The 26,982-nt window shown below is 68.8% G+C and carries 26 protein-coding genes and 1 pseudogene; 17 read left to right on the forward strand and 10 right to left on the reverse strand.

Translation table 11 applies throughout. From position 1 onward, the window contains the following. The first annotated feature begins 156 nt into the window (after positions 1-156). The 5 genes from ACQZ13_RS13175 (at position 157) to ACQZ13_RS13195 (ending at position 4,865) form a co-directional block, all read left to right on the forward strand. Complete coding sequence (locus ACQZ13_RS13175) at positions 157-1,083, forward strand: hypothetical protein (RefSeq protein WP_431052576.1); 927 nt, start codon at positions 157-159, stop codon at positions 1,081-1,083. Further along, complete coding sequence (locus ACQZ13_RS13180; RefSeq protein WP_088406801.1) at positions 1,080-1,352, forward strand: hypothetical protein; 273 nt, start codon at positions 1,080-1,082, stop codon at positions 1,350-1,352. The genes ACQZ13_RS13175 and ACQZ13_RS13180 overlap by 4 nt, the downstream gene beginning before the upstream one ends. A 4-nt stretch (positions 1,353-1,356) precedes the next feature. Next, positions 1,357-2,322 carry a TIGR03571 family LLM class oxidoreductase gene (locus tag ACQZ13_RS13185; protein ID WP_431052578.1) on the forward strand — a complete coding sequence of 322 codons (966 nt, stop codon included), beginning with the start codon at positions 1,357-1,359 and terminating at the stop codon, positions 2,320-2,322. 435 nt (positions 2,323-2,757) lie between these two features. Then, the gene (locus ACQZ13_RS13190; protein ID WP_431052580.1) at positions 2,758-3,684 is read left to right on the forward strand and encodes an RNA ligase family protein; all 927 of its coding nucleotides are present in this window, start codon (positions 2,758-2,760) and stop codon (positions 3,682-3,684) included. A gap of 20 nt (positions 3,685-3,704) precedes the next feature. Next, entirely contained in the window at positions 3,705-4,865 is a 1,161-nt protein-coding gene (locus ACQZ13_RS13195; protein ID WP_431052582.1) for an AAA family ATPase, read from the forward strand. Here the strand turns inward: ACQZ13_RS13195 and ACQZ13_RS13200 are convergent. The 3 genes from ACQZ13_RS13200 to ACQZ13_RS13210 form a co-directional block, all read right to left on the reverse strand. Beyond that, entirely contained in the window at positions 4,835-5,578 is a 744-nt protein-coding gene (locus ACQZ13_RS13200; protein WP_431052584.1) for a glutamine amidotransferase, read from the reverse strand. The two genes, ACQZ13_RS13195 and ACQZ13_RS13200, sit on opposite strands and share 31 nt — an antisense overlap. Before the next feature lie 122 nt (positions 5,579-5,700). Beyond that, entirely contained in the window at positions 5,701-6,210 is a 510-nt protein-coding gene (locus ACQZ13_RS13205; protein ID WP_431052586.1) for a hypothetical protein, read from the reverse strand. A gap of 169 nt (positions 6,211-6,379) precedes the next feature. Further along, entirely contained in the window at positions 6,380-7,099 is a 720-nt protein-coding gene (locus tag ACQZ13_RS13210; RefSeq protein ID WP_431052587.1) for a type 1 glutamine amidotransferase, read from the reverse strand. 154 nt (positions 7,100-7,253) lie between these two features. Between ACQZ13_RS13210 and ACQZ13_RS13215 the strand changes: the two genes are divergently transcribed. From ACQZ13_RS13215 to clpB, 4 genes are all read left to right on the forward strand, one after another. Next, positions 7,254-7,751, forward strand: a complete 498-nt coding sequence (locus tag ACQZ13_RS13215; protein ID WP_431052589.1) for a molybdenum cofactor biosynthesis protein MoaE — start codon at positions 7,254-7,256, stop codon at positions 7,749-7,751. Further along, the gene (gene crcB / locus ACQZ13_RS13220) at positions 7,748-8,128 is read left to right on the forward strand and encodes a fluoride efflux transporter CrcB (RefSeq protein WP_088406819.1); all 381 of its coding nucleotides are present in this window, start codon (positions 7,748-7,750) and stop codon (positions 8,126-8,128) included. The genes ACQZ13_RS13215 and crcB overlap by 4 nt, the downstream gene beginning before the upstream one ends. Beyond that, the gene (locus ACQZ13_RS13225) at positions 8,125-9,126 is read left to right on the forward strand and encodes a S66 family peptidase (RefSeq protein WP_431052592.1); all 1,002 of its coding nucleotides are present in this window, start codon (positions 8,125-8,127) and stop codon (positions 9,124-9,126) included. The genes crcB and ACQZ13_RS13225 overlap by 4 nt, the downstream gene beginning before the upstream one ends. 179 nt (positions 9,127-9,305) lie before the next feature. After that, positions 9,306-11,918, forward strand: coding sequence for an ATP-dependent chaperone ClpB (clpB, locus tag ACQZ13_RS13230; RefSeq protein WP_431052594.1), 2,613 nt, complete (start codon positions 9,306-9,308; stop codon positions 11,916-11,918). Here clpB and ACQZ13_RS13235 read toward each other — a convergent pair. The 3 genes from ACQZ13_RS13235 to ACQZ13_RS13245 form a co-directional block, all read right to left on the reverse strand. Further along, positions 11,915-12,631 (reverse strand): DUF599 domain-containing protein, encoded by a 717-nt coding sequence (locus ACQZ13_RS13235; RefSeq protein ID WP_431052596.1) that lies wholly within the window; start codon positions 12,629-12,631, stop codon positions 11,915-11,917. The two genes, clpB and ACQZ13_RS13235, sit on opposite strands and share 4 nt — an antisense overlap. A 59-nt stretch (positions 12,632-12,690) precedes the next feature. Continuing rightward, positions 12,691-13,209, reverse strand: a complete 519-nt coding sequence (locus tag ACQZ13_RS13240) for a hypothetical protein (protein ID WP_431052598.1) — start codon at positions 13,207-13,209, stop codon at positions 12,691-12,693. A 162-nt stretch (positions 13,210-13,371) separates the two neighbouring features. Further along, entirely contained in the window at positions 13,372-14,094 is a 723-nt protein-coding gene (locus tag ACQZ13_RS13245; RefSeq protein ID WP_431052600.1) for a pirin family protein, read from the reverse strand. A gap of 136 nt (positions 14,095-14,230) precedes the next feature. On the opposite strand from ACQZ13_RS13245, the gene ACQZ13_RS13250 reads away from it, so the two are divergent. The 4 genes and pseudogenes from ACQZ13_RS13250 to ACQZ13_RS13265 all read left to right on the forward strand — a co-directional run bounded on the left by ACQZ13_RS13250 (position 14,231) and on the right by ACQZ13_RS13265 (position 16,907). Further along, complete coding sequence (locus ACQZ13_RS13250) at positions 14,231-15,193, forward strand: LysR family transcriptional regulator (RefSeq protein WP_431052602.1); 963 nt, start codon at positions 14,231-14,233, stop codon at positions 15,191-15,193. Continuing rightward, positions 15,190-16,104: a tRNA glutamyl-Q(34) synthetase GluQRS gene (gluQRS, locus tag ACQZ13_RS13255; protein WP_431052604.1), complete on the forward strand. Its 915-nt coding sequence runs from the start codon at positions 15,190-15,192 to the stop codon at positions 16,102-16,104. The genes ACQZ13_RS13250 and gluQRS overlap by 4 nt, the downstream gene beginning before the upstream one ends. Positions 16,105-16,181: 77 nt before the next feature. Beyond that, positions 16,182-16,526 (forward strand): annotated as a pseudogene (locus ACQZ13_RS13260) (FKBP-type peptidyl-prolyl cis-trans isomerase); the annotation flags it as partial. Between the two features lie 33 nt (positions 16,527-16,559). Then, on the forward strand, positions 16,560-16,907 hold the full coding sequence (locus ACQZ13_RS13265; RefSeq protein ID WP_431053226.1) for an FKBP-type peptidyl-prolyl cis-trans isomerase: 348 nt from the start codon (positions 16,560-16,562) through the stop codon (positions 16,905-16,907). A 69-nt stretch (positions 16,908-16,976) separates the two neighbouring features. On the opposite strand, the gene mnmH is transcribed toward ACQZ13_RS13265, so the two are convergent. The 4 genes from mnmH to ACQZ13_RS13285 all read right to left on the reverse strand — a co-directional run bounded on the left by mnmH (position 16,977) and on the right by ACQZ13_RS13285 (position 22,593). Further along, on the reverse strand, positions 16,977-18,098 hold the full coding sequence (mnmH, locus tag ACQZ13_RS13270; protein WP_431052606.1) for a tRNA 2-selenouridine(34) synthase MnmH: 1,122 nt from the start codon (positions 18,096-18,098) through the stop codon (positions 16,977-16,979). Positions 18,099-18,102: 4 nt separating this feature from the next. Then, complete coding sequence (locus tag ACQZ13_RS13275) at positions 18,103-20,778, reverse strand: [protein-PII] uridylyltransferase (protein WP_431052608.1); 2,676 nt, start codon at positions 20,776-20,778, stop codon at positions 18,103-18,105. Between the two features lie 16 nt (positions 20,779-20,794). Next, the gene (gene map, locus ACQZ13_RS13280) at positions 20,795-21,613 is read right to left on the reverse strand and encodes a type I methionyl aminopeptidase (RefSeq protein WP_431052610.1); all 819 of its coding nucleotides are present in this window, start codon (positions 21,611-21,613) and stop codon (positions 20,795-20,797) included. 152 nt (positions 21,614-21,765) lie between these two features. Next, positions 21,766-22,593 carry an undecaprenyl-diphosphate phosphatase gene (locus tag ACQZ13_RS13285; RefSeq protein WP_431052612.1) on the reverse strand — a complete coding sequence of 276 codons (828 nt, stop codon included), beginning with the start codon at positions 22,591-22,593 and terminating at the stop codon, positions 21,766-21,768. 328 nt (positions 22,594-22,921) lie between these two features. Between ACQZ13_RS13285 and ACQZ13_RS13290 the strand changes: the two genes are divergently transcribed. From ACQZ13_RS13290 to yaaA, 4 genes are all read left to right on the forward strand, one after another. Next, the gene (locus tag ACQZ13_RS13290; protein WP_431052614.1) at positions 22,922-23,617 is read left to right on the forward strand and encodes a TetR/AcrR family transcriptional regulator; all 696 of its coding nucleotides are present in this window, start codon (positions 22,922-22,924) and stop codon (positions 23,615-23,617) included. A 93-nt stretch (positions 23,618-23,710) separates the two neighbouring features. Continuing rightward, the gene (locus ACQZ13_RS13295) at positions 23,711-24,364 is read left to right on the forward strand and encodes a protein-L-isoaspartate O-methyltransferase family protein (protein WP_431052616.1); all 654 of its coding nucleotides are present in this window, start codon (positions 23,711-23,713) and stop codon (positions 24,362-24,364) included. Positions 24,365-24,650: 286 nt separating this feature from the next. After that, on the forward strand, positions 24,651-26,021 hold the full coding sequence (locus tag ACQZ13_RS13300; RefSeq protein WP_431052618.1) for a TolC family outer membrane protein: 1,371 nt from the start codon (positions 24,651-24,653) through the stop codon (positions 26,019-26,021). A 97-nt stretch (positions 26,022-26,118) separates the two neighbouring features. Next, a complete protein-coding gene (yaaA, locus tag ACQZ13_RS13305) occupies positions 26,119-26,904 on the forward strand; it encodes a peroxide stress protein YaaA (protein ID WP_431052620.1) in 786 nt (261 codons plus the stop codon). Positions 26,905-26,982 lie beyond the last annotated feature (78 nt).

The following is a 26,982-nucleotide window of genomic DNA, read 5'->3' on the forward strand; positions in this document are numbered from 1 at the left end:
GTGCGGCGGCGCGCACTAGTCGGGTTCCTCAAGTATCCCCAGAGCCCCCCGATGCCTTTTACCACGAGGTCGACGGCGTTTCATTCGAGCAGTGCCTCCGCTCTCCACGACAGTCTGCCCGGCGCCGACACCCAGACGCGAACGAGCTGCGAAGGCATGGAGCCAGGCTCGGCGTCGATTGATGCGGAACGCATCGCAAGAGCCGATGCCCTGCGAAGGGACTTCGATCAGGCGGCGTTCCGCCGCCTGGAAATGGCTTGTTGCAGACAGGCCCTCGGCGACCCTGTCGAGTACCCCGCGCCGGACGATGGCTCGTGGGCCGCGACCAACGCAACGGCTGCCCAAGAGGCCCTTCAGGCCATCAGGGAAGCGTTGCATGACCTGTCTTTGGGTAGTCCGGCCAAGTCGACCAACAAGTGGCCCCGACATGCCTGCACCGATCCACGCGAGTTCCCCACGGCCACTCTCAATGTGAAGCCTTCTCAGGCGGAGCTTGCCGATGACCCGGCGGCCGCTGCGCGCTATGCCTACGCGAAGGCGTCGATGGAGGCCTGGAGGGGGATGAAGCGAAACTGCAGCGCTTTGTGCCGGGCCGCGCAAGACTATCTCGCCAGGCACTTTCCCAAGGTCCAGATTTCCACCGTCCACTTTCGAGAGGACCATGCGATGCTGGTCGTGGGGTCGCTCAAGCCGACCCATGCCGGTCGTCCTCTTTCTCTGTGGCCGCGCCACCTGTACGTCTGCGATCCTTGGGCCAATATCAGCGGTCCGGCCAACGAGTATCCCGAACGCTTCCGGCAGAAGATGACGAAATGGGAGTCGGACGGCAAGCGGCTGATCTCCAAGCATAAGGGGGGGACGTGGCAGTCTCCGCTTGGCTGGGTGACGGTTCCAGATCGCATCGACAGCCTGCTGCTCAGTCAGTGGTTCACGTGTGGCCAGTGCGACCACCTCACGATCAACCTGTTGCATGCGGATGATGAGCGTTCCAGCAAGGCCGGAGCCCAACGCGCTGTAGCATTGCCCGACGCCCGTCCCGCGGGCGTGGACTCGACAACCCGCTCAATCGGAGACTCCTCATGATCCAACAGGCCCAGGTTGAACTCGCCAAGACCTTCTTCGAGCAATCGAAGAAGGCGTTCGAACAGAACTATGCGGCGTGGAGCACGGTGCTCGCATCGCAGAAGGCGATCATGGAATCGATGCGCTCGGCGGGCACGCCCTTCGAGGTCGCCGCTGACGAGTTCCAGAAGCTGATCGACTTCCACGAGCAGCAGTTCCGCGCCACCACCGACTTCATGACCAAGATGCAGGCGGACTACGCCAAGGTGGTCCAGAAGAAGACCAAGTGAGCCAGTGAGTTCGGAAGGACCGGTGGGTCCTGCGTTCAACGACGCGCATCGGCGCGTCTTCCAGCCCGGCCGGCTCTCGGTCGGGCTGATGACACCCGTCGACGCCCGGCCCGACCGGATGGCTGACGTTCGCGAGGCGCTCGAACTGGCCGCGCTCGCGGACCGGCTCGGCTTCGCCGCGCTGTGGACGCGCGACGTCCCGCTGATGATCCCGCAGGGCAGCGACAACACGGCGAGCGCGCTGGACGATCCGTTCCTATGGCTGGGCGCCCTGGCGGGTGCGACGCGCGGCATCGCCGTCGGCGCGGCCGCCATCGTGCTGCCGCTGCGGCATCCGCTGCATGTGGCCAAGGCCGCGCTGTCGCTGGACCGTCTCAGCGGCGGGCGCTTCATCCTCGGCATGGGCTCGGGCGACCGGCCCGCGGAGTTCGCCGCCTTCGGACAAGACCTGGACCATCGCGCGGAGGCCTTCCGCAACCGCTGGGCCACCGTGCGCGCGGCCTTGTCGCCCGATGTCGACGAGCGCCTTGCGGTGACCGCCGCGACCGGCGGCTTCGAGGTGCTGCCCGCTCCGGCGCGGCGGATCCCGATGATCGTCGTGGGCTCGGCGCGGCAGTCGCTGCAATGGACCGCGTCGCACGCCGACGCCTGGGCCACCTACCACCGCGAGGAAGCGCGGCAGGAAGGCCGCATCGAGCTGTGGCAGCGCGCGCTCGAACAGAAGGGCGTCGGCGCGAAGCCCTTCGTGCAGTCGGTGCAGCTGGAGCTGCTCGCCGATCCGGACGCGGCGCCGGAGCCGCTCGAGCTCGGCCTGCGCAGCGGCCGGCGCGCGCTCATCGCCTATCTGCGCCGGTTGCGCGCGATGGGCGTGGCCCATGTGCTGTTCAACCTCGGACGAGGGCGGTCAGCCCGCGAGGTGATCGAGGAACTGGGCGCGGAAGTGCTGCCTGCGCTCGTCACCGACGACTGAGCGCGACCGACGGCGTCCCTCATCCCGGTGTCGGATCGATGCATCAGCGCCGCTCGCGCGGGTTGACGCGCCCGACCTTGCGTTGAAGAATCGCGCCCACGCCGGACGGCTCCGTCCGCGCGCGTTCCAACCTCTCACTGTCCAGGAGGTGCCCCATGAAGACCCGTACGTCCATCCACTGCTGATTGCCGACGACTGCTTCCCTGCAGCATCGTGTCGGCGCCGTCTGCGCCCGCGAAGGCTGCGGCACCGGTTCCTGACGCCCCGAGACCTGCCATGAGGCCGGTGGCGCACGACACCTCCCGCGACTTCCCCCAGCGACTCCGCCCGGTCCCTTCGACCGGCGGCGACTCGACCGCGCCTGCGACACGTCCGTCGGTTCCCTGACTCCACCAGGACCCGCCCGCGCCAACAACGCGGCGGGTGACGGATCCCATGTTTTTGCAATCCCTGCCGCTGCTGCGCTATCCGCGCACGGCGCACCTCGCGGGCAGCCGCCTGCAGGCGGGCGACTCCGCCCATGACCAGATGCCGCTCGAGCAACTCGCCGGCTGCCACGTCGTCATCGAGGAAAAGCTCGACGGCGCCAACGCCGGCCTCTCGTTCAGCGACGGCGGCGATCTGCTGCTGCAGTCGCGCGGCCACTACCTGATCGGCGGCTTCGGCGAGCGCCAGTTCAACCCGATGAAGATCTGGGCGCTGGCGCACGAGCACCGGCTGATCGAGCGCCTGGAGGACCGCTACGTCCTCTACGGCGAGTGGGCCTATGCCAAGCACAGCGTCTGGTACGACCGGCTGCCGCATTACTTCAACGAGTTCGACGTCTACGACCGCGCCACCTCGCGCTTCCTGTCGACGCCGCGTCGGCAGGCGCTGCTCGCGGGCTCGCCGGTGCTGTCGGTCCCCGTGCTGTACGCGGGGCCCATGCCGACCGACCCGACGCTGCTGTGGGCGCTGGTGGTGCGCTCGCTGGCGAAGTCGCCCGACTGGCGCGGCGCCTTCGAGGCCGCGACGCGGCGCGAATCGCTGCCGCTGGACCTGTGCTGGAAGCAGACCGACAAGGCCGACCAGTCCGAAGGCCTCTACCTGAAGGTCGAGGACGAGGACCAGGTGCTCGGTCGCTTCAAGCTGGTGAGGCCGTCCTTCACGCAGACCATCCTCGACAGCGAGTCGCACCACGCCCGGCGGCCGATCCTGCCCAACGCGCTGGCGCCGGGAGCGGATCTCTTCGCCGAGCGGCCCACGGTGACGTGGCACGACCTCGGGCTGGAGACGATCACGTCGCTGGCGGCGTTGAAGGCGTTGAAGGCGACGGCGGCGTCGAGCGATCGGCGCGAACACCGTGAACACCGATGTCCCTGAACCGGACGGAGGAGAGAACCATGAACATCCAATGGAAAGACATCCAGGCACTGGTGCCTGAAGACGGCCGGTCCGCGGATTTCGCGGCCTGCCTGGCCGCGTTCCCGGTGCTGGAACTCGCGAAGACGACACCGCAGGATCCTCGTTATCACGCCGAGGGCGACGTCTGGACGCACACCAGGATGGTGATCGAGGAACTGCTCGCCTTGCCCGACTACCGGGCGGCGAGCCGCGCCGATCAGGAGGTGCTGTTCCTGGCCGCGTTGCTGCACGACGTGTCCAAGCACGCGACGACGGTGATCGATCCGGTGACGGGCGCCATCGGGCAGCCGGGTCATTCCCGCATGGGTGCGATCGATGCACGCGTGCTGCTGTGGGATGCGGGCATGCCCTTCGAGCAGCGCGAAGCGGTCTGCCGGCTGATCGCCGTGCACCAGGTGCCGTTCTTCGCGCTGGCCGATTCGAAGCGCGGCCTGTCGCCCGAGTTCATCGTGCGCGAGCTGTCGTGCCGGCTGAGCCTGCCGCTGCTCGCGGCGCTGGCCGAGGCCGACATGCGTGGACGTGTCTGCGAGGACCGCGACCGGGTGCTCGATCACATCGAGCTGTTCCGGGAACTGGCGCGGGAGGAGGGCTGCTACGGCCAGCCGCGGGCCTTCGCGGATGCGCACACGCGGGTCAGCTACTTCCGCGGCGCGGACGTTCATCCCGACTACGCGCTGTTCCAGGAACCCGGCGCACGCGTGACGGTGATGTGCGGCCTGCCCGCATCCGGCAAGGACACCTGGGTGGCGGCGCATCGACGCGGTCTTCCGGTCGTGTCCTTCGACGACGCGCGCGCGGAACTCGGCTTGAAGCACGGGCAGAACGAGGGCAAGGTCGCGCATGCGGCGGTGGACAAGGCGAAGGCGCTGCTGCGCGAGCGCGCGCCGTTCGTGTGGAACGCGACCCACCTGAGCCAGCAGATGCGGGACAAGACGCTGGACCTGCTCTTCGCGTACGGCGCGCAGGTGGAGATCGTCTACCTCGAACGCCCGCGTGCGGAGCTGCTGCGACGCAACGACCGGCGGGATACGTCGCTGTCCAACGGTGCGCTGCAGGGAATGCTGCGCAAGTGGGAGCTGCCGGTGCCGACGGAGGCGCACGCGGTGCGCTACTGTCCGGAGGATCGCCCGGTGGAATGAGGCCAGCCCGCCATCCAGCGATCGACGATCTCGCCGAGTGCAGCGCGCAATCCCGCGCCGTGCGTGGCGGCGTCGCGTCGCAGCTCGTCCAGCGACACGCGCGCCTGCGCGAGCTCGCCGGCGTGGCCGATCAGCCACTGCTCCAGACGCGCGGGATCGCTCTCCAGATGGAACTGCAGCGCGAGCGCAAAGTCCTCGACGGCGAAGGCCTGGTTCGGGCACAGCGGCGTGGTCGCCAGGCTCGTGGCGCCGTCAGGGATCTCGAACTGGTCGCCGTGCCAGTGCAGCACCGGCTGCCCGCCGGCGAGCGGCGCGAGCGCGGAGTCGCGGCCCGCGTCGGTGAGCGTCAGCGGCGCGAAGCCGATCTCCTTGCGGCCGTGCGCCATCGGCCGCACGTCGGCGCCTAGTGCCCGCGCCATCAACTGCGCGCCGAGGCAGATGCCCAGCAACGGTCGCCGCGACGCGATGCGACGGCGGATGAGCCCGATCTCGTCGTTCAGATACGGATAGAGCGCGTCGTCGTACGCGCCGATGGGGCCGCCGAGCACGACCAGCAGGTCGACCGCGTCGAGGTCCACCTCGCGCAGGTCGTCGACGCCGGCGTCCAGCGTCAGGAAGCGCTCGAAGCCGCGTTCGGCCAGCACGGGCCGCAGCAGGCCGAGGTCTTCGAAAGCCAGATGGCGGACGGCGAGGACGGTCTTGGGCGTGGACATCGACGGAGCGCGGCGGACGCGCGAGCGGGTGGGGATGCGCGCAGTATCCGCGCCCGTCGTGTCCCGCTGCCGTTCAGGTCATCGCCGATCGTCCAGGCGACGCATCCATTCGTCCAGTCCGATCAGGCCGGATGCGGCGACCGTCCTGCCGCAGGGCCCTTGCGGATGCGCCAGGCCTGCACCGCCATGAGGATCAGGAAGAGCAGGAACACGACGCCGATGGCCTTCTGCAACGCCGGATCATCCGGGCCGGTGAACAGCGGGGCGCCGACGGGCACGCGGGTGAAGGTCTCGTTGAGGCCGGGGATCATGTGGCAGAACAGCGTGAAGCTGTAGCCCAGCGTCGTCGCGTACGGCGACAGGCCGCCGAGGAAACGCGTGCGATGCGCCGCGACGGCGACGGCCAGCGTGACGAGGGTGACGATCGCCAGCACGTGCGCGATGTTGAAGCCGCCGTGACGGAAGATGCCGAAGGCCGTCAGGCAGGTGACGACGGTGCACCAGACGTAGACGCGGCCGAAGGTCGACTGCCCGTCGATGCGGCCGTGGCGCAAGATCAAGGCGTAGCCGGCCACGAGGGCGACCAGTGCGAAGGCCGTGTGGACGGCGCCGAGGAGGGTCAGACCGAACATGCGTGCTCCCTGCTGAGCCGCGTCGCCGCGGCGTGGCGAAGCGCGGCGCGCTCCTGCGGACACCTTAGGGGGAGGGCCGGGGCGAGCGCATCGGTCGGATGGGGGAGAGGCGGGGGCGGGGTTTCCCCAATCACTCCCTTCATCGAGCCTTGCGGACCGTCGCGAAGGGTCAGGCCGCGCGTGCGCCGCCAAAGACCGGCGGACGGTCGAGCTGCCCGATCCAGTGGCGGTACAAGCTCGCTGCCGCGCCGCGCAGGCGCGTGAGACGCTCGGGCAGGGCGGACAGGATCTCGGTCTCGCTCTGCACGGTCAGGCCGCGGCCGCGTCGCAATTCCTCGCGCCCGTGGGCGCACCAGTCGCGCAGGCCTTGCTCGGTCACTTCGAGGTGGCTCTGGAGCCCGATGTGCGGTCCGAGCGAGAAGCCCTTGTTCAGGCAGTTCGAGCCGAACAGCGTCCGCGTCGCGCCGGCCGGGATCTGGAAGCTGTCGTAATGCCAGTTGAAGCTGAGCAGCCGGTCCTCACCGCCGAACAGACCGCGCGCCGCCGGGGTGATCCAGAGCTCGCGCCAACCGATGTCGGGACGCGGATTGCGCGCCACGCCCGCGCCCATCGCGCGCGCCAGCTGCTGCGCGCCGAAGCAATGGCCCAGGATCGGGCGGCTGTGCCGCAAGGCGTCGATGAGCAGCGCCTGCTCCGCACGGATCCAGGGCGTGCCGTCGTTGACGCCGTGGTCGCTGCCCAGCAGCACCAGGCCGCTGAACGCGCCGGCGGTGCGCGGCAGCGTGTCGCCCAGGTCAGGCCGCAGCAGGTGCACCGGCACGTCATGCGCGCGCAGGCATTGGAGAAGGAAACCCGGACCCTGAGCGGGTTCGTGCTGAAGGATCAACACCGGTCTCATGCGAGGGGGCGCGGACAAGCGCGCCGTTGTGGAGAGGCCTCCAGCGTAGGGAGCCGTGCCTCAAGGGCGGGGCAAGACCCGGCCCTCCGGCATCAAGAACTCGTCAAGAGGCTGCAGCTGCATGGACGAATGCCAAAATGGCCCGATGAACTCGCCTGCCTCGCGCCTGCCGCGCGTCTCCGTCCAGACCGACGACTTCGACCTCAGCGCCGAGACGCTGGCGCTGCGCGCCGATGACGGCGGCGTCGGCGCCGTGGTGAGCTTCGTCGGCACGGTGCGCGACGGGGCGGACGGCACGCCCGTGACGCTGATGGAGCTGGAGCACTACCCGGGCATGACCGAGGCCACCATCGAGGCCATGATCGACGAGGCCTTCAGGCGCTTCGACCTGCGCGGCGCGCGCGTCATCCACCGGGTCGGCGCGCTGCAGCCGCGCGAGCAGATCGTGCTGGTGCTCGTGAGCTCGCGCCACCGCGGCCAGGCCTTCCAGGCCTGCGAGTTCCTGATGGATTACTTGAAGACGCAGGCGCCGTTCTGGAAGAAGGAACACGGACCGGACGGCGCCCGCTGGGTGGACGCGCGCGTCGCCGACGACGAGGCGCTCGCGCGCTGGGGGATCAACGTGGAGGGGAATGGGCGATGAGCTGGATGCAGGTGGCGGCGGTGTCCGTCGGGGCTTCGGGCGGGGCGCTCGCGCGCTGGGGCGCGGGGCTGATGCTGAACACGAAGTGGCAGGGCTTCCCGCTCGGGACGCTGGCCGTCAATATCGTCGGCGGTTTTCTGATCGGCATGGCGCTGGAGTGGTTCGGGCGGTATCCCGACGACCTGCTCAAGCTGCTGCTCGTCACGGGCTTCCTCGGCGGCCTCACGACCTTCTCGTCCTTCTCCGGCGAATCGCTGTCGCTGCTGCAGCGCGGTGAGTTCCTGATGGCGCTGTCGCACTCGGCCGCGCATGTGATCGGCTCGCTGGCGGCCGCCGCGGCCGGCCTCAAGGTCATGCAGATGCTGACCTCGGCATGAACGCCGGGACGGACTCGCCGATCCGATTTCCCCGGCCGCTGCGCGCGGGCGACGTCGTCGCGGTCGTCGCGCCGTCGTCCGGCGTGAAGCCGGCGATGCATGAGCGCCTGGATGCCGCCCTGTGGATGCTGCGTCGCCAGGGATTCATCGTGCGCGAAGGGCGCTCGCTGCGGCAGCAGGTCCAAGGCGCGAGCGCGAGTGCCGACCAGCGCGCGGCGGAGTTGATGGAGGTCCTGCTCGACCCGGAGATCGCCGCCGTGATCCCGCCCTGGGGTGGGGAGCTCGCGATCGAGGTGCTGGGACGGCTGGACTTCGATCGGCTCCGGGACGCGTCGCCCAAGTGGTTCAGCGGCTTCTCCGACCTGTCGACGATCCAGGTGCCCTTGCTGCTGCGCGCGGGCTGGGCGTCGCTCCATGGACCGAACCTGATGCAGCTCTGGGATCCGGCGCTGGACGCGGTGTCGAAACGGATCCTCGACCTGTGGTTCGCCGAGGGCGGCGCGCCGTTCGAGCAGGACTCGGCGCCGGGGACTGTGGCGCGTCGGCTCGACGGCGGCGTCGAACCGTTGTCGGTCGAGGGGTGCCTCGTCGGCGGCTGCCTGGATTCGCTGTCGCGGTTGGCCGGTGCGAAGGTGGCCGACGTGGCCGCCTGGCGCGGCACCCTGGGCGACGACGAGCGTCCGCTCTGGTTCTTCGAGGTGGCGGAACTGCCGCCTTTCGAGCTGGCCCGCGCGCTGCACGGCCTGCGACTCGCGGGCTGGTTCGACGATGCCGCCGGCATCGTCTTCGGCCGCAGCGCGGTGGCGAGGGAGATCGCCTCGGGCGGCGACTTCACCGAAGAACACGCGCTGCAACGCGCGCTCGGCGATCTGCCGTGCCCGGTGCTGCTGGACCTCGACATCGGCCACGTCGGCCCCCAGTGGTCCATTGTCCAGGGGGCGCTCGGCCGCATCGACTGGCAGCCCGGCCACGCGACCCTGAGCCAGTTCCTCGCATGAAGTGAATGGCTCCCGCCCCGTGGGGGCGGGTGGGGGTGGGGCGACTGCTGCCCCGCCCGCTTGGAGGGCGGGGATGGGGTGGGAGCGAAACGATAAAAAAGTTGGGCGCGATCCTTGCCGAAGCCTCTTGCAAATTAGGGACATAGTCCTACTTTGGTTCGCAACGGAGGTTTTTACCCATGCGAGTCGACAAGCTCACTACCCGGTTCCAAGAAGCGCTGGCCGAGGCTCAAAGCCTGGCGGTGACGCGCGACAACCCCTACATCGAGCCCGTCCACGTCCTGGGCGCCATGCTGGCGCAGGACGACGGCCCCAAGGCGCTGCTGGAGCGCGCCGGCGTGAAGGTGCCTGCCCTCAAGGGCGCGCTGGACGGCATCCTCGGCGGCCTGCCGCAGGTGCAGGGCGAGGGCCAGCAGGTCCAGCCCAGCCGCGACCTGGTCAGCCTGCTGCAGAACGCCGAGAAGGAAGCTTCCAAGCGGGGCGACCACTTCATCGCCAGCGAGATGTTCCTGCTGGCGCTGGCCGATGCCAAGAGCGACCTGGCCGGCGTCGTGCGCGGCCACGGCCTGACCCGCAAGGCGCTGGAGACGGCGGTCGAAGCCGTGCGCGGCGGCCAGAAGGTCGACAGCCAGGAATCCGAGGGCCAGCGCGAGGCGCTCAAGAAGTACACCCTGGACCTGACCGAGCGCGCCCGCGCCGGCAAGCTCGACCCGGTGATCGGCCGCGACGACGAGATCCGCCGCGCCATCCAGGTGCTGCAGCGCCGCACCAAGAACAATCCCGTGCTCATCGGCGAGCCGGGCGTCGGCAAGACCGCCATCGTCGAAGGCCTGGCGCAGCGCATCGTCAACGAGGAAGTGCCCGAGAGCCTCAAGGGCAAGCGGGTGCTGTCCCTGGACATGGCCGGCCTGCTCGCGGGCGCCAAGTTCCGCGGTGAATTCGAGGAACGCCTGAAGTCCGTGCTCAAGGAAGTCGCCGCCGACGAAGGTCGCATCATCCTGTTCATCGACGAGATCCACACCATGGTGGGCGCCGGCAAGGCCGAGGGCGCCATCGACGCCGGCAACATGCTCAAGCCCGCGCTGGCGCGCGGCGAGCTGCACTGCATCGGCGCGACCACGCTGGAGGAATACCGCAAGTACGTCGAGAAGGATGCCGCGCTGGAACGCCGCTTCCAGAAGGTGCTCGTTGACGAGCCGACGGTCGAAGCGACGATCGCCATCCTGCGCGGGCTGCAGGAGAAGTACGAGGTCCACCACGGCGTCGAGATCACCGACCCGGCCATCGTCGCCGCGGCCGAGCTCTCGCACCGCTACATCACCGACCGCTTCCTGCCCGACAAGGCCATCGACCTGATCGACGAGGCCGCGGCCAAGATCAAGATCGAGATCGACTCCAAGCCCGAGGCGATGGACCGGCTCGACCGCCGCATGATCCAGCTCAAGATCGAGCGCGAGGCCGTGCGCAAGGAGACCGACGAGGGCTCCCAGCGCCGCTTCGGCCTGATCGAGGAAGAGCTGCTCAAGCTCCAGCGCGAATACAACGACCTGGAAGAGATCTGGACCTCCGAGAAGGCCCAGGCCCAGGGCTCCGCGCACGTCAAGGAAGAGATCGACCGCATCAAGTTCCAGATCGAGGAACTCAAGCGCAAGGGCGACTTCAACAAGGTCGCCGAACTGCAGTACGGCAAGCTGCCCGACCTGGAGAAGCGCCTCAACGAGGCGCAGGCCAAGGAGATGGGCAAGGCCAAGGACAAGACCCAGCCGCAGCTGCTGCGCACCATGGTCGGCGCGGAGGAGATCGCGGAAGTGGTCGCCCGCGCGACCGGCATCCCGGTGGCCAAGCTGATGCAGGGCGAGCGCGACAAGCTGCTGCAGATGGAAGACAAGCTGCATGAGCGCGTGGTCGGCCAGGACGAGGCCATCGTCGCGGTCGCGGACGCGATCCGGCGCTCGCGCGCCGGGCTGTCCGATCCGGACAAGCCGCTGGGCAGCTTCCTGTTCCTGGGCCCGACCGGCGTCGGCAAGACCGAGCTGTGCAAGGCGCTGGCGGGCTTCCTGTTCGACAGCGAGGACCACATGATCCGCATCGACATGAGCGAGTTCATGGAGAAGCACTCGGTGAGCCGGCTGATCGGCGCGCCTCCGGGCTACGTCGGCTACGACGAGGGCGGCTACCTGACCGAGGCCGTGCGCCGCAAGCCCTACAGCGTGCTGCTGCTCGACGAGGTCGAGAAGGCCCACCCGGACGTGTTCAACGTGCTGCTGCAGGTGCTGGACGACGGTCGCCTGACCGACGGCCAGGGTCGCACGGTCGACTTCAAGAACTGCGTGATCGTGATGACGTCCAACCTGGGCTCGCAGCACATCATGGCCTTGCAGGGCGAGCCCGACGAGGTCATCCGCGACGCGGTCTGGGGCGAGGTCAAGGCGCACTTCCGGCCCGAGTTCCTCAACCGCATCGACGAGACGGTGATCTTCCATGCGCTGGGCGCGGACCACATCAAGTCCATCGCGAAGATCCAGCTGCGTCAGCTCGAACAGCGGCTAGACAAGCTGGAGATGAAGCTCGACGTCAGCGACGAAGCGCTCGACGAGCTGGCCAAGGTCGGCTTCGATCCGGTCTTCGGCGCGCGGCCGCTCAAGCGGGCGATCCAGCAGCGCATCGAGAACCCGCTGTCGAAGTTGATCCTGCAGGGCCGCTTCGGCCCGAAGGACGTGATCCCGGTGAGTGTCGAAAGCTCAGCCGGCGGCGAGCCGGGCGAATTCTCGTTCGGACGGGTGGTGCATTAACGCAGTTTCTCGAGCACTTCGGATCTGAACTCGCGCTGATACAGCACGTTCAGCACGCCGGCCGTGGACAGCGCCAGTGCCCAGGGCGAGAAGAACCAGGCCACCACGGGGAAGGCGAGGTAGTAGCCGCGCAGGCCGTCGTTGAAGGCCTCGGCCGCCATGCCGACGACGGCGCCGGCGCGGTCGGCGAACTGCTCGCGCGCCGCGCCCGCGTCCGCCCCCAGTTGCGCGAACTGGCCCGCCTCCGGCGCGGACGCCACCAGCAGCGCGCCGAAGGTGTACTGCCGCATGCTCCAGGTGAAGCGGAAGAAGGCATACACGAAGATGCCGGTCAGCAGCGCCAGCTTGATGTCGAACACCAGCGTGCTGGTCTTCACCGCGAACGGCAGCCCCAGCACCATGGCGCTGGTCTGTTCGCTGGCGCCCAGCGCGGCCAGCAGGCCGCCGATGATCAGGATGGTCGTGGAGGCGAAGAACGACGGGCTCGACAGCAGCGCCTGGCTGACCGCACCGTCCAGCACCCGCATCTCGCGGTAGGTCAACTGCAGCATCCACTGGCGCCGCACGCGGTTGGTGATGGCCAGCAGCGAGCCGCGCCCGTCCGCATGCCGTTTGGAAAATTGCGCGTAGCCGATCCAGGCCACGAAATACAGGCCCAGCGATGCCCAGTCGAGCAGCGGCAACGCGGCCAGGAGTTGTCGGAGCGTTTGCATCGCGCGAGTGTAGGGGCCGCCCGGGACAGGGCGGGACCTCGGCGGTGGGTCCGAGGCGCTCAGACGGCCGGCTTGCGGCGCACCGCGATACCGTCATCCACCAGGGGGCCACAGTCGTCGTGCGCCAGGGCGGCCATATCGGCCATGTCGGCCATTTGGGCCATGCGGGCCGCTGACGTCCAATCCGCCCACCGCTCCAGCAGCGCCATGGCGCCTTGCAGCAGCGCCGTCGCCGCCGCCGCCGTCAGGCCGCGGATGACGGCGCCGATGAAGCGGCCTTCGGGTTCGGTCGCCATCGCCGTCGGCAGGTCGACACCGATGGACTGGCAGTTCATGCAGTCATAGCGACCCGTCTCGGGGTCGAACAGGATTTCGACCACATGCCGGGTCGTGGCGACCCGGGCATAGGCCAACGGCGCGCGATGCCGTTTGCTGTAGACGAGGATCCCGTGGTCCTCGGGCCAGTCGTCCAGCCCCATCAACAGGCGGATCAACGACGACAGCCCAGCCGACGACGCCGCGCCGGTGCCCTCGGGGCAGATCGGGACCATCGGAAAGGTCAAGGGGCCGGGCTTCATCCGCAGTCTCCGTCCGGCGGCGGCCCGTCGCGACATGCGACGGGTCCGGCCCCGAGTGAAGCGGCGAAGTGAAGATCCCGGCGGTGCGGGTTCGAGGCCGTTCGGCAGATCGTCCCGGCCGGTCAGACCGGGACGATCAGATCCTGCGATCAGATCAACCGATCAGACCGGCAGGTCGAACACCAGCACCTCGGCGTCCTGGCCGGCCTCGATGGTCACCTGCGCTTCCTTGGCCAGCTGGAGCGCGTCGCCGGTGCCCAGTGCCTCGCCGTTGACGCTCGCCTGGCCGCGCACGACGTGCACGTAGGCGATGCGGTCCGCCGCCAGCGGCAGCTCGGCGCGTTCATCGCCGTTGAACAGTCCGGCGTACAGCCGCGCATCCTGGTGGATGGAGACGGAGTCCTGCGCACCGTCCGGCGAGGCCACCAGCCGCAGCTGGCCGCGCTTGTCGGCGTCGGCGAAATGCTTCTGCTCGTAGCCCGGTTCGACGCCCTGGCGGTCCGGCATGATCCAGATCTGCAGGAAGTGGGTCTGGCCGTCCTTCGAGTGGTTGAACTCGCTGTGGCGCACGCCGGTGCCGGCGCTCATCCGCTGCACGTCGCCCGGACGGATCACGCCCGCGTTCGCGCCGCCGGGCGTGCCGTTGCCCATGCTGTCCTGGTGCGCCAGCTCGCCGCTGAGCACGTAGCTGATGATCTCCATGTCGCGGTGGCCGTGCGTGCCGAAGCCGGTGCCGCCGGCGATGCGGTCCTCGTTGATCACGCGCAGCGGACCGAAGCCCATCCGGCGCGGGTTGTGATAGTCCGCGAACGAGAAGCTGTGGAAGCTCTTCAGCCAGCCGTGGTCGGCGTAGCCGCGATCCGAGGACTTGATGACTTCACGCATGGGGATGCTCCTTCTGTGGCGGGCCCCCCGGGTGTGGTGGAGAGGGCCCGCTGGTTGGCGATGGACTCACTGTAGGGAAGCAGGCCTCTCCCGAGGGGGAGGGGGCTTGAAGCCAGCATTCAAATAAGATGAAGGGATGGCTCAACAAGACAAGAGACGGGTGCTGACGCCGGAAGCGCTGGCCATGATGGACAGCATCGCGCGCAGCGGCAGCTTCGCCGCGGCGGCCCGGGAGATGGGGAAGGTGCCGTCGGCGCTGACCTACTCGGTGCGGCAGCTGGAGGACGCGCTCGATGTGCTGCTGTTCGACCGCAGTTCGCGCCAGGCCGTGCTGACCGCCGCGGGGCACGAACTGCTCACCGAAGGGCGGCGGCTGCTGCAGGAGATGGATGCGGTCGCGAACCGGGTCAAGCGCGTGGCCACCGGATGGGAAAGCGAACTCACCATCGCGTTCGACGACGCGATCGCGCGGCGCGCGATCTTCGACCTGATGGAGGCCTTCTACCAGCAGGCCGAGGACGGCAAGCCGCCGCCGACGCGCCTGAAGCTGCGGACCGAGGTGCTTTCGGGCACCTGGGAGGCGCTGATCTCCGGCCAGGCCGACCTGGCGATCGGCACCAGCGCGCAGCCGCCGGGGAGCTCGGTCGTCTGCGAGGTGCTGGGACCGATGGAGATGGTGTTCTGCGTCGCGCCGCATCACCCGTTGGCGGGATTCGAGGGGGTGCTGACCTCCGCCGAGATCGCCCGGCACCGTATCGTCGCGGTGGCGGACACGGCGCGCAGCCTCGCGCCCATCACCGTCGGCGTGGTGCCCGGCCAGGAGGTGCTGACGGTGCCGTCGATGGCGATCAAGCTGGAAGCGATGCTGCGCGGCCTGGGCGTGGGCTCGCTGCCGACGCCGATGGTGCGGCGGCATGTGGACGCGGGGCGGCTGGTCCAGAAGGAGACCTTCCAGGGGAAACGGATCTCGCCGATGCACTACGCGTGGCGCAACACCAGCCAGCGTCCTGCCAAGGCGCTGGCCTGGTGGCTGGAGCGGTTGCGGAGCGAGACGACGCGGCGCTCGCTGATCGAGCAGCACGAAGGGCTGCTGCTGTGATCCGGCAGGGCCGGGCTTACGTCGGCCGCTTCGCGCCGTCGCCCACCGGGCCGCTGCATGAGGGCTCGCTGGTCGCCGCGCTGGCGAGCTGGCTCGACGCGCGTGCGCATGGCGGGCGCTGGCTGATCCGCATCGAGGACGTCGACCGGCCGCGCTGCCCGGCCGGCGCGGATGCGACGGTGCTGTCGCAGCTCGCCCAGGTGAGGCTGCTGCCCGACGAGCCGCCGGTGTGGCAGTCGAAGCGGGATGCGGCCTACCAGGCCGCGCTGGAGCGGCTCAGGGCCTCGGGCTGGGCCTACCCCTGCGGCTGCTCGCGCAAGGACATCGCCGAGGCGATCGCGGCCCAGGGCGGGCAGCGGGAGCGGCATGGGGAACTCGTCTATCCGGGCACCTGCCGACACGGCCTGCAAGGCAAGCCGGCGCGGGCGTGGCGGCTGCGCAGCACCGCGACGGTGGACGGCGACGATCCGCTGCGCATCGACTGGCTCGATCGACGGCTCGGCGCGCAGTCGCAGGACCTGACGGACGAGGTCGGCGACGTCGTCCTCCTGCGCGCGGACGGCCTCTGGGCCTACCAGCTCGCCGTGGTCGTCGACGACGGCTGGCAGGGCGTCACCGATGTCGTCCGCGGCGAAGACCTCGCCGACAACACGCCGCGGCAGATCCGGCTGCAGGAACTGCTCGGCCTGCCGCGCCCGAGCTATCTGCACACGCCGCTGGTGCTCGGCGAGAACGGCGAGAAACTCTCCAAGCAGAACGGGGCCCAGGCCCTCGACCTGGGCAACCCGCTTGCCGCATTGCGGCGCGCCGGCATGCGCCTCGGCCTGCCGGCGCTGGACGAAGCGCGGACGACGCCCGAGTGGCTCGCCAGCGCCGTGGCAGCGTGGCCTGTACGCCAACGCGCGGTGTAAGGACCCCGCGCCGCTGGCATGATCACGCTTTTGCTTTTCGGGATGCGGATGCGCTTCCCCCTTTCAAGGAAAACTCGATGAAGACGACCGACAGCGGCCTGCAATACGACGACACCACCACCGGCACCGGCGCCACCGCCCGCGCTGGCCAGGACGTGCAGGTGCACTACACCGGCTGGCTGTTCAAGGACGGCGAGAAGGGCACCAAGTTCGACTCCAGCAAGGACCGCGGCGAACCGTTCGAGTTCGAACTCGACGGCGGCATGGTCATCAAGGGCTGGGATGAAGGCGTGCAAGGCATGCAGGTCGGCGGCACCCGCGTGCTCGTGATCCCGCCCCAGCTCGGCTACGGCGCCCGCGGCGCCGGCGGCGTGATCCCGCCGAATGCGACGCTCATGTTCGAAGTCGAACTGCTGGGCGTCTCCGGCGGCGCCGAAGCCATCGAGCTGAACCAGCTGTCGACCACCGCCAGCGGCCTCCAGTTCGAAGACGTCAAGGAAGGCGAGGGCGCCGTCGCCGAAGCCGGCAAGCGCGTCACCGTCCACTACACCGGCTGGCTCTACAAGGACGGCCAACGCGGTCGCAAGTTCGACTCGTCCAAAGACCGCCGCGATCCCTTCCGCTTCCACCTCGGCGCCGGCGAAGTCATCAAGGGCTGGGATGAAGGCGTCCAAGGCATGAAGGTCGGCGGCACTCGCTTCCTCGTCATCCCGTCGGAGCTGGGCTACGGCGCCTACGGCGCCGGCGGCGTCATTCCGCCGCACGCGACGCTGCTGTTCGAAGTGGAATTGCTGGCGGTTTGAGCGTCCTCGGGAGACCCTCACCCCAACCCTCTCCCGCAGTGCGGGAGAGGGGGCAACCCACGGCCCTTCTTACTCCCTCTCCCGCACTGCGGGAGAGGGCTGGGGTGAGGGTCGTCGCATCGCTCCATCTGCGGTCAACGAGACCAGCGCTTCCGCCGCCCGCCCGGTCTCCGCGGCGCTGCCGTCGAGCAGACTGACCCGCGGCGCGTCGACCAGCTTCGGAAACTGATTCGTGAGCGAGCGCTCATAGCCGGGGTCGTAGTGTTCCCGCATGAGTTCCCCGAAGACTTGGGACCACTGTCCGTCGAGGGCCAGGGCTTGCCACCTCGCGACGCGTTCCTTGCCGCGCAGCGTGACCAGTCCGCCGATGAGCGCGTTGAACTGTTCGGGTTGGTCCTTGAAGTGGGCGTAGTCTTCCAGCAGCAATTGCACACGTCCGGCGTCGGCCATGTCGATCCAGACGCAGCGGCCGTGCTGCCGCAATCGGAGATGAAGCGGCTCGGGCAGTTGCACGCCGCCGATCTTGCGGCTCTCGCTCTCGACGAAGACGGGCCTGGACGGATCGAGCCCGACCATCGCCTGCCAGAGCGCCGTGTCGAACGCCTTCTGGCTGGGCTGCGGCTGATCGGGCAGGGCGCCCAGCACCGAGCCTCGATGCCGCGCCAGCGCTTCGAGGTCGAGCACCTGCTCGCCCGCGGCGGCGAGCGCCTGCAGCAACCGGGTCTTGCCTGATCCGGTGCGTCCGCACAGCACCACGAAATCGAACCGAGCCGGCTGCTCCGCCAGGATCTTGATCACCTCGCCCCGGAAGGCCTTGTAGCCGCCCACCAGCTGCAGCGACTTGAACCCGATCTGGTTCAGGAACCAGTTCATCGCGCCGGACCGCTGCCCGCCGCGCCAGCAATAGACCAGCGGCCGCCAGTGCTTCTGCATCAGCGGCCGGTTGGCGTCGAGGTGGTTGGCGATGTTGCGCGCGACGATCGCCGCGCCCAGCTTGCGGGCTTCCAGCGGATCCTGCCGGTAGAGCGTGCCGACGATGCGTCGCTCCTCGTTGTCCAGCACCGGCCAGTTGAGGGCGCCCGGCAGATGGTCTTCCGCGAACTCGCCGGGCGAACGCACGTCGATCACGGTGCTGAACCCGCCGAGCCGGGAAAAGGCCTCGGCCGACGGGATCACGTGGTACTGGCTCATCGCCTCACTGGACCGACAGCGCGTCCAGCAGTTCGGTTTCGATCTGGAGCTGGGTGCGGTTCTGCTGCAGCGCGGCGCCGTCGAGCAGGAACGTATCCTCGACGCGCTCGCCCAAGGTCGAGACCTTCGCCAGCTGCAGGTTGATGCCATGCCGCGCGAGCACGCGGGCGATGGCGTACAGCAGACCGGCGCGGTCGGTCGCGCTGACGGACAGCAGCCAGCGCTGCGCGCGTTCATCGGGTCGCAGCGCGATGCGCGGCGTGAAGGGGAAGCTTTTCACCCGCCGCGACAGCCGGCCCTTGCGGGGCTCGGGCAGCGGCCCCTGTGCGACCAGCGCCTGGCCGAGCTTGGACTCGACCAGCGCCGTGAGGTCGCGGTGATGCAGGTCCAGCTCCGGCGCGATGACCTGGAAGGTGTCCAGCGCATAGCCGCTGCGGGTCGTATGGACCTTGGCGTCGAGAATGTTGAAGCCCGCGCCGTCGAAGTAGCCGCAGATCCGCGCGAACAGGTCCTGCAGGTCCTTCGCGTACACCAGCACCTGGAGGCCTTCGCCGACCGGCGAGGGCCGCGCCCGCACCACCGGCTCGACGCTCTCGACATGCCGCCACAGGGCCCGCGCATGCCAGGCCAGATCGGGCGCGTCATGCCGCGCGAAGTAGCTCAGGTCCAAAGTCTTCCAGAGCGCATCCTCGGTGCCCGGCAGCTGCGCCTTCAGCGCGAGCTCCTGCCGCGCTTCCTGTTTGCGGCCTTCGATCTCCGCGGCCATGTTCAGCTTGGCGCCGCCGAGCGCGCGCAGTGTCAGCCGGTAGAGGTCCTCCAGCAGCTTGCCCTTCCACGCGTTCCAGACCTTGGGTCCCGTCCCGCGGATGTCGGCCACCGTCAGCAGGTAGAGCGCCGTCAGCGTGCGCTCGTCCTTGACGAGCTGCGCGAAGTGCTGGATGACCTCGGGATCCGACAGGTCCTCCTTCTGCGCCACGCGCGACATCGTCAGGTGGTGCTCGACCAGGAACACGACCAGCGCCGCGTCCGCCTTCGGCAGCCCGTGCGCGCGGCAGAAGCGCCTGGCTTCGGCCGCGCCGAGGTCGGAGTGGTCGCCGCCGCGTCCCTTGGCGATGTCGTGGAACAGCGCCGCGACGTACAGCGCGGAAGGCCGGTCGAATTGCGCCGCCAGCTGCGAGCAGAACGGGTACTCGTGCGTGTGCTCCGGGATGAAGAAGCGCCGGATGTTGCGCAGCACCATCAGGATGTGCTGGTCCACCGTGTAGACGTGGAACAGGTCGTGCTGCATCTGCCCGACGATGCGCCGGAACACCCAGAGGTAACGCCCCAGCACCGAGGTCTGGTTCATCAACCGGAACGCGTGCGTCTGTCCCTGCGGCTCCTCCAGGATGCGCATGAACATCGCGCGGTTGGCCGGGTCGCGCCGGAACGCGCTGTTCATCAGCCCGCGCGCGTTGTACAGCGCGCGCAGCGTCTTCGCGGACAGGCCCTTGATGCCGGGCGTCTGCTGGTAGATCAGGAAGGTCTCGAGGATGGCGTGCGGTTCGCGCTCGTAGAGGTCGTCGGTCGCGATCTCCAGCATGCCGCTGCGTTCCAGGAAGCGCTCGTCCACCGCCCGCAGCTCGTTGCCGACGGTGCCGTTGATCTGCTCTTCCAGGTTGAGCAGCGTGATCTGGTTGAGCTGCGTGACCGCCTTCGCCGCCCAGTAGTAGCGGCGCATCAGCTTCTCGGAGGCGCGCAGCGACTTGGTCGATTCGTAGCCGAAGCGCTCGGCCACCGAAGTCTGCAGGTCGAAGACCAGCCGGTCCTCGCGCCGCCGGGCCGCCAGGTGCAGCTGGCAGCGGATGCTCTTGAGCACGCCTTCGTTGCGCTGCAGCTGGCGTGCCTCGAAGGTGGTGATCAGGCCCTTGGCCGCCAGCTGGGGCCAGGTCTTGCCCAGGCCCGCGCCGCGCGCGATCCAGATCAGCACCTGCAGGTCGCGCAGGCCGCCGGGGCTTTCCTTGATGTTGGGTTCGAGCGCGTAGGGCGTCTCTTCGTACTTGGTGTGGCGCTGGCGCATCTCCAGCGTCTTGGCGCGCATGAACGCCCGCGCATCCATCGCCGCGCAGAAGGCCCGGTCGAAGCGCTTGACCAGCGGCTTCGCGCCGGCCAGCCAGCGCGACTCCAGCAGCGCGGTCTGGATGGTGACGTCGCCCGCGGCCTCGTCCAGGCATTCCTTGACGGTGCGCACCGAGGAGCCGATCTCCAGCCCGATGTCCCAGCACGCGGTGATGAAGGCCTCGATGGCCTGCTTCAGCGGCCCGGGCTGGTCGGGGGTGACGCCGTCGGGCAGTGTGTCGGGCAGCAGGAGCAGGACGTCGACGTCCGAATGCGGGAACAGCTCGCCCCGCCCGTAGCCGCCCACGGCGACCAGCGCCGCCTCGGGCGCCGCCGCGGCGATGCCCGATTGCGTCCACAAGGCCTGCAGCGTGCCGTCGACATGCCGGGCCAGCAGCCGCATCAGCCGCGCGGCGGCGGACACGCTGGCCTTGGCGGATGCGAAGTCATCCAGCAGCGCCTGCTTGCCGGACTTGAAGTGCTGGCGCAGGTCGGCGACCGACAGGGCCTCGGCCGGCACCTTCGCAGGCTCGTTCGAGGAAGCGCCGGCGTCGCCGACCTCGCCGGGCGTCCTGGCGTTCATGGGCGGGCCGCGCGGATCAGGCCGGGACGGCCTGGGGCAACGCGAAGGCCGGCGGCGGCGGGGTGCCGGCCGACTGCGTCAGGATCTCAAAGCCGGTGTCGGTGACCAGGATCGTGTGCTCCCACTGCGCCGACAGCGAGCGGTCCTTGGTGACGATGGTCCAGCCGTCGCCCATCTCGCGGATCTCGCGGCGGCCGGCGTTGATCATCGGCTCGATGGTGAAGACCATGCCGGGCACGAGTTCCTCCAGCGTGCCGGGGCGGCCGTAGTGCAGCACCTGCGGCTCCTCATGGAACTTCTGGCCGATGCCGTGGCCGCAGAACTCGCGCACCACGCTGAAGCCGGCGTTCTCCGCGAAGGTCTGGATGGAATGGCCGATGTCGCCCAGGCGCGCGCCCGGCTTGACCTTCTGGATGCCCTTCCACATCGCCTCGTAGGTGAAGGCGCACAGCCGCTTGGCCGCGATCGAACCCTCGCCGACGACGAACATCCGGCTCGTGTCGCCGTGCCAGCCGTCCTTGATGACGGTCACGTCGATGTTGACGATGTCGCCGTTCTTCAGCGGACGGTCGTTGGGAATGCCGTGGCAGACCTGGTGGTTGATCGAGGTGCAGATCGACTTGGGGTAGGGCGTGTAGCCCGGCGGCTGGTAGTTCAGCGGGGCGGGGATGCCCTGCTGGACGTTCACGATGTAGTCGTGGGCCAGCTTGTCGAGGTGGTCGGTGCTGACGCCCGGCTTGACGTGCGGGGTCAGCATGTCCAGCACCTCGGACGCCAGACGCCCGGCGATGCGCATGGCGTCGATGTCGGCGCCGGTCTTGATCGTGATGGTCATGGGTTCGATTTTAGCTGCCGCCAGTCGGAAACGCCGGACCGCCTGCGGAGGCCCCGAAGGCGGCCGACTTTTCAAGCGGAGCCCGGCGATCTGGCTTTGCCAGGCGCACGGGCTCGCCCCCTTGGGGGCCGGCGTAGCCGGTAGGGGGGAGCTTATTCAGCCCAGACGATGACGCCGGTGTACGCCGTCACGAGCACCACGATCCCGAAGGCGATGCGGTACCAGGCGAAAGGCACGAAGCTGTGGCTGGCGATGTACTTCAGCAGCCAGCGCACGCAGATCCAGGCGCTGACGAAGGAGAAGAACAGCCCGACGGCGAACAGCGGGATGTCGCCGGTCGACAGCACCGAGCGTTCCTTGTACAGGCTGTACAGGCCGGCGCCGATCAGCGTCGGGATCGCCAGGAAGAAGCTGAAATCGGTCGCCGCCTTGCGCGACAGGCCCAGCAGCATGCCGCCGATGATGGTCGCGCCGGAGCGGCTGGTGCCCGGCACCATCGCCAGACACTGCACGAAACCGACCTTCAACGCGTCCATCGGCGTCATCTGGTCGACGTCCTGGATGCGCACGGCGGTCTGCTGGCGGCGTTCCGCCCACAGGATGATGAAGCCGCCGATGATGAAGGTGCTCGCCACCACGACCGGAGTGAACAGGTGTTCCTTGATGACCTTGCCGAAGAGCAGGCCCAGGATCACCGCCGGCAGGAAGCCGATGGCCACGTTCAGCACGAAGCGCCGGGCGCGCACGTCGCTGCCCAGGCCGGCGGCGGTCTCGCGCAGGCGTTGCCAGTACACGATGATCACCGCCAGGATCGCGCCGGTCTGGATCGCGATGTCGAACACCTTGCCCCGCGCATCCTCGAAGCCGCCCAGCAGCGAACCCGCCAGGATCAGGTGGCCGGTCGACGAGATCGGCAGGAATTCGGTCAGGCCTTCGACGATCCCCATGATCGCGGCCTTGATCAGCATCAGAGTGTCCAAACTTCGACTCCAGAATGCCGCCTCGCTCGGGGGTGGAGGCGGGTCGGCGGGGATCATAGCCGCGGCTCGAACCCGGTTTGCCGCAGTGCAGCACCCGGATGGGCGGGTCCGGCGTGAGAGGAGCGTGAAGGCCTTCAGTCCCTCTTAACAGGCTCCGTGCCAGGGGATCGCTGAAGGGGCGACGCTTGACCGGCTCGAAAGCCCGCCGCTACATTACTGACCGGTTAGTCAGTTATGGGACTGCCCAGATCCCGCGCGCTGCGCGCGCCCCTCACCCCCACCCTCTCCCGCATGCGGGAGAGGGAGCAAGAAGCTCCGTTCGTTCAAGATGCCTCGCGCTTCCGCCAAGACCGCCGCACCGGCGCCGTCGTCCACCCGACAACGGCGCAAAGAGGCGCGGCCGCAGGAATTGCTGGAGGCGGCGCTGTCGCTATTCGTGGAGAAGGGCTTCGCCGCCACCCGTTCGGAGGAGGTCGCCGCCAAGGCGGGGGTGTCCAAGGGGACGCTGTACCTCTACTACCCCTCCAAGGAGGAACTCTTCAAGGCGGTGGTGCGAGAGGCCATCGGCACCAAGATCGCCGAAGGGGTCTCGGAGCTGGGCAAGCACCAGGGCTCGATGGCGGAGCTGCTGACCTGGATGCTGTGGAGCTGGTGGGAGCGCATGGGACTGACCCCCGCCGGCGGCATCCACAAGATCATGATGAGCGAGGCCGGCAACTTCCCGCAGCTGGCCGCGTTCTACAACGACGAGGTCATCGAGCCCAGCTGCGCGCTGCTGGCCGAGGTCGTGCGCCGGGGCATCGCCTCGGGCGAGTTCCGCGACGTGGATCCCGACGCCTGCGTGATGGTGCTGATCGGTCCGGTGCTGCACCTGGTGCTGCATCAGCACTCGATCGGCGCGGCGGGCGTCGTCCACGACCACAAGCCCGAACCCGAGGTGGTGCTGAAGCTGCAGCTCGAACTCATGTTCGAGGGACTTCTCAACCGCCCGCGAGATCCGGCCACCCCGCGGCCGGCCGCCTAGAATACCGCCCGCATTCCCGACCGCTTCCTGATCGCATTCCGATTGCTTTCCCGATCGAATTTGGCGCGCCGTGCGGCGCCAGAGGACCAGAACATGAACTTCGAACAAGCCCGCTTCAACATGATCGAACAGCAGATCCGCCCCTGGGATGTGCTGGACACCTCCGTGCTGGCCCTGCTGGCGGTGGTCAAGCGCGAGGACTTCGTGCCGGCGGCCTACCGCAACGTGGCGTTCACCGACGTCGAGCTGCCGCTGGCGCACGGCCGCAAGATGCTGCCCCCGCGGGTCGAGGCCCGCTGGATGCAGGAGCTGCAGATCGAACGTCATGAGAAGGTGCTGGAGATCGGTACCGGCGCCGGCTACCTGGCCGCGCTGCTGGGCCACAAGGCGCAGCAGGTCTTCACCGTGGAGCCGGATGCGCAGCTGGTGGGCGCCGCCCGCGACGCGCTGCGCCGCAACGGCGTGCTGAACGTGACCGTGGTCGAGGGCGACGGCGTCAAGGGCCTGCCCGCCGAAGGTCCGTTCGACGTGATCCTGCTGTCGGGGTCGGTGGCGCAGGTGCCGCAGGCGCTGCTGGACCAGCTCAAGGTCGGCGGCCGCATGGGCGTGATCGTCGGCGAGGAGCCGGCCATGACCGCCCGCATCATCACCCGCACCGGCGAGCGCGAGTTCGCGACGAAGAACCTGTTCGAGACGGTGGTGCAGCGCCTGGACGGCTTCGACACGGGCTCGCACTTCACGTTCTGAGGCGGCGGGCGTCGCCAAGGCGGGCACGGGCGCTTCAAAGGAGCCCGAGGCGCGCCAGCAGCCCATCGCGCGTAATTGCCGTCAGGGGGTGCGAAGACTGCAAGTCGTCGCATTTCTTTCGAGGGAAGCGGGGGAGGTGATCTATAACCTCGCCCGCGGCACCCGGGTCGGATCGGAGGCGATCGACCCGCCGGTGCCGAGGTACTGAATCCCGTCCGCGGCCTGGCCGCGTGCGGTCCGCAGTTGGATCGATCCGAAGAACATCACATCGACACGAGGATGCCTCATGGCCGCTGAACGCCGTCCGTCTCCGACCTCCCGCCTGCCGCGGGTCACGCTCCTGGCCGCGGCGCTCGCCTTCGTGGCGGGCGCGGCCCAGGCGCAGAGCCTGCAAGAGCTGTACGACGCGGCGCGCGCCTACGACGCGACCTTCCTCGCCGCGCGCGCAGTGGCCGATTCGGCGCAGTACCGCTACGGCCAGGCGCAGGCGCTGGCGCGCCCGAGCGTGGGTCTGGGCGTCGGCGCGACGCGCAACGAGGTGGATCTCCCGGCGATCCCCAACGGCCAGGGCGGCTCGGTCAACACCGGCTGGCAGGGCAACACGGTCGCCACCGCGGGCCTGAACGCGAAGTACGCGATCTTCAACCGCCCGAACGCCGGCAGCATCGAGCAGGCCCGGCTGGGCGTCGACGTCGCCCAGTCCGACCTGGATACGGCGGAGCAGGACCTGATCGTCCGCGTGGCGCAGGCCTACTTCGACGTGCTGGCCGCCAAGGACACGCTGTCGACCTCCAGCGCGAACAAGGCCGCGATCGCGGAGCAACTGGCCTCGGCCAAGCGCAACTTCGAGGTCGGCACCGCGACCATCACCGACACCCGCGAAGCGCAGGCCCGCTACGACCTGGCGACCGCCCAGGAACTGGCCGCCGACAACGACCTGCGCGTCAAGCGCGTGACGCTGGACCAGCTGGTCGGTCGCGTCGGCGTCGAGCCGCGTCCGCTGGCGGTGCCGGTGGCACTGCCCCCCGTCGCGCCGTCGACCGTGGAACCCTGGGTCAGCGTGGCCGAAGGCGCCCACCCCGCCATCCGCAAGGCCCAACTGGGCCTGGACATCGCCAAGATCGAGATCGACCGCGCCCAGGGCGCCCGCTGGCCGACCGTCGACCTGAACGCCTCGCTGGGCGTGCAGCGCCAGACCGGCGAAGGCGTCAGCTACACCGGCAACACCAAGCAAGGCTCGCTGGGCGTGTCGGTCAACCTGCCCGTGTACACCGGCGGACAGATCACCAACCGCATCAAGGAAACGATGTCGTTGGAAGAGAAGTCCCGCAACGACCTGAACTTCGCACGCCGCAGCGTCGAGGAAGGCACCAAGCGCGCGTTCTTCGGCGTGCAGTCGCTGCAGGCGCAGGTGAAGGCCTACGAAGCGGCGGAATCCTCCACCAAGCTGGCGCTGGAAGCGACGCAGCTGGGCTACAAGGTCGGCGTGCGCGTCAACCTGGACGTGCTGAATGCGCAGACCCAGCTCTACACGACGCAGCGCGACCTCGCGAAGGCGCGCTACGACGTGCTGGTGAACAGCCTCAAGCTGCGCCAGGCCTCCGGGCAGCTCCGCCCTGAAGACATCACGGCGATCAACGCGCTGCTGGCGCAGTAAGCGCCGCCCCCTGAACGAAAGCCGCCTCCGGGCGGCTTTCGTCCATCCGGGTCTCTGGTGACAGGTCTTGCGCGCCGGACACGCGACAATCCGTCCCATGCTTTTCGTGATCTCCCCCGCGAAGTCCCTGGACTACGACACGCCCACCCCCGACGCCGTCGCCGCCCTGGCCAGCCGTCCCCAGTTCGTCCCGCAGTCGGCCGAACTGATCGAGATCCTCAAGACCCGGACGCCGTCCGACATCGGCGGGCTGATGGACATCTCGGAAACCCTCGCCAACCTGAACGTTGCCCGCTACCACGCGTGGTCCAGCCGCTTCACCGACAAGAACAGCAAGGTCGCCGTGCTCGCCTTCAACGGCGACGTGTACGACGGCCTGCAGGCGTCGACGCTGTCGCTGGACGACCTGCAGTGGGCGCAGCGCCACCTGGCCATCCTCTCCGGCCTGTACGGCGTGCTGCGGCCGCTGGACCGGCTCCAGCCGTACCGGCTGGAGATGGGCACCGCGCTGAAGAACGACAAGGGCGGCAACCTCTACGCCTACTGGGGCGACACGATCGCCGAGCATCTGAACGCCCAGAGCGCCCAGCTCCAGTCGCCGGTGATCGTGAACCTGGCGTCGCAGGAATACTTCAAGGCCGCCGCCCGCAAGGTGCTGAAGCCGCGCGTCATCGAATGCCAGTTCGAAGACTGGAAGAATGGCCGCTACAAGATCATCAGCTTCTTCGCCAAGCGCGCGCGCGGCCTGATGGCGCGGTATGCGATCCAGCATCGCATCGGCACGCCGTCCGGTCTGCAGGACTTCGCCGTCGACGGCTACGCCTACGCGCCCGAGGCGAGCGAGCCGGATCGGCTGGTGTTCCGTCGTCGCATCGCCGAGTGATCGCCGAGTGATCAACCGGGTGGCGTCGACACGAATGAGCAGCCAAGCGTAAGCAGGGGCCTGTTCCGGGCACACCGG

This window comes from Roseateles sp. L2-2, from assembly GCF_050613215.1.
Taxonomy (GTDB): Bacteria; Pseudomonadota; Gammaproteobacteria; order Burkholderiales; family Burkholderiaceae_C; genus Roseateles; species Roseateles noduli.